This is a genomic window from Kitasatospora sp. NPDC002965, from assembly GCF_040611255.1.
Classification (GTDB): domain Bacteria; phylum Actinomycetota; class Actinomycetes; order Streptomycetales; family Streptomycetaceae; genus Kitasatospora.
Window position 1 is genome coordinate 1 of sequence record NZ_JBEXNT010000289.1, and the last position, 2,484, is coordinate 2,484.

Genomic DNA, 2,484 nt, shown 5'->3' on the forward strand with positions numbered 1-2,484 from the left:
GGAGACTCCGCCAGCAACCGCCGACCCATCCCCACCCACTGCGAACCCTGACCCGGGAACACGAACACCGACCGGCCCGCCACCTCCGCACGGCCGGAGACGACACCCGTCGCCTCCTCCGCGCGCGCTGCCGCGCCCAGCGCCGTCAGGACGGCCTCCCGGTCGGCGGCCACCACCACCGTCCGCTGCTCCAGCGCGGCACGCGCGGTGAGGAGGGTCCGGGCGGTCTGCGCCAGGTCGGCGTCGGGCCGTTCGGCGAGGAACCGGCCCCAGCCGTCGGCCTGGGCGTGCAACCCGGGCTCGGTGGCGGCCGACAGGACCAACGGCAGGGCGGCACCCGGCAGTACGTCGTCCGAGGCACGGCCGGCCGACGGGGAGACGGCGGACTGCTCGTCGGGCTGCTGCTCCGACGGCTCGTCGGAGGACGGCGGCGCGTCCTCGGCAGGGGCCTGTTCGAGGATGACGTGGGCGTTGGTGCCGCTCACGCCGAAGGACGACACGGCGGCCCGGCGCGGCCGGTCCACCTCCGGCCACTCCCGCTCCTCCGTCAGCAGCGCGACCGCACCCGACTCCCAGTCCACCTTCGAACTCGGCGCGTCGATGTGCAGACTCTTCGGCAGCACACCGTGCCGCAACGCCTCCACCATCTTGATCACACCCGCGACACCCGCCGCCGCCTGCGCATGCCCGATGTTCGACTTCAACGAACCCAGCCACACCGGCTGCTCCGCCGGACGACCCTGCCCGTACGTGGCCAGCACCGCCTGCGCCTCGATCGGATCACCCAGAGACGTCCCCGTCCCGTGACCCTCCACCGCGTCGACGTCCGCGGCGGTCAGCCGGGCGTCGGCGAGCGCGGCCCGGATCACCCGCTCCTGCGAGGGGCCGTTGGGCGCGGTCAGGCCGTTCGACGCACCGTCCTGGTTGACGGCCGAGCCCCGCACCACGGCCAGGACCTCGTGACCCAGCCGCCGCGCGTCCGACAGCCGCTCCAGCAGGAGGACCGCGGCGCCTTCGGCCAGGCCCGTGCCGTCGGCGGCGTCGGCGTACGCCTTGCAGCGGCTGTCGCGGGCCAGGCCGCGCTGCGTCGCGAAGTCGACGAACACCTCCGGCGTGGCCATGACGGCGACACCGCCGGCCAGCGCCAGCGTGCACTCCCCGTCACGCAACGCCTGCGCCGCCAGGTGCAGCGCCACCAGCGACGACGAGCAGGCCGTGTCCACCGTCACCGACGGACCCTCCAGCCCGAGGGCGTAGGAGATGCGGCCAGACGCCACCGAACCCGAGTTGCCGATGCCGAAGTAACCCTCCAGCCCCTCCGGGAGGTTGAGCACGTGGTGCGCGTAGTCGTGGTACATCAGGCCGGCGTAGACGCCGACCGGCTGCCCACCGAGCGAGGTCGGGTCGATGCCCGCCCGCTCCAGCAGCTCCCAGGACGTCTCCAGCAGCAACCGCTGCTGCGGATCCGTCGCCAGCGCCTCACGCGGCGAGATCCCGAAGAGTGCGGCGTCGAAGCCGCCCGGGTCGGTGAGGAAGCCGCCCTCCTCCGCGTAGGTCTTCCCGGCCGCGTCCGGGTCCGGGTCGTGGAGGGAGTCCACGTCCCACCCCCGGTCGCGGGGGAACGGGGCCATGGCGTCGGTGCCGTCGTGGACCAGCCGCCACAGGTCGGCCGGGGAGGCCACGCCGCCGGGCAGCCGGCAGGCCATCCCGACGATGGCGATCGGCTCGGTGCGCCGGGCCTCGGCGTCGCGCAGGCGGCGCCGGGTCTGCTGGAGGTCGGCCGTGACGCGCTTGAGGTAGTCGCGCAGCTTGTCGTCGTTCGACATGGGGTTCTTCCTCGTATCCGTCATCAGGAAAGGCCGAGTTCGTTGTCGATCAGGTCGAAGAGCTCGTCGTCGGAGGCGGCGTCCAGGTCGACGCCCTCGGCGTCCGGCTCCTCGCCCGCCTCCGCCCAGCGGGCGGTGAGGGCCTCCAGACGGGCGGTGACCTGGGCCCGCAGACCGTCGGGCGTCCCGGACGTGGCCGCCAACGCCGCTTCGAGCCGGTCGAGTTCGAGCAGGACGGGCGGCACGACCGCGGCCCCCGCCAGGCCGAGCCGGTCCCGCAGGTGTTCCGCGACGGCGGTCGGCGTCGGGTGGTCGAAGACCAGCGTCGCCGGGAGCCGGACACCGGTGGCCTCCGTCAGGCCGGTCCGGATCCGCAGCGAGGTCAGCGAGTCGAAGCCGACCTCCTTGAAGGTCTGGGTGGCCCGCACGGTCTCGTCGATGCTCTGGCCGAGGACCTTCGCCGCGCCGGCGCGGACCACGTCCAGGAGCAGGCGGAGCTGTTCCGCCTCGCTCACCGCGGTGAGCCTCCGGAGCAGGGCCTCACGGCCGTCCCCGGTCGGCGTGGCCGTGGTGGTGGTGGCGGTGCGGCGGGGAGTGCGGACCAGCCCGCGCAGCAACGGGTTCAACTCACCACTCGCCGCCTGCGACCGCAACACAC

2 protein-coding genes are annotated in these 2,484 nt (G+C 74.0%); both read right to left on the reverse strand.

Translation table 11 applies throughout. The features are described from left to right. A partial coding sequence (locus ABZY91_RS41855; RefSeq protein ID WP_355409477.1) for a type I polyketide synthase occupies positions 1-1,826 on the reverse strand: 1,826 nt, incomplete at its 3' end. A gap of 23 nt (positions 1,827-1,849) precedes the next feature. Beyond that, the coding region (locus ABZY91_RS41860; protein ID WP_355409479.1) for a phosphopantetheine-binding protein at positions 1,850-2,484 on the reverse strand (635 nt) is incomplete at its 5' end.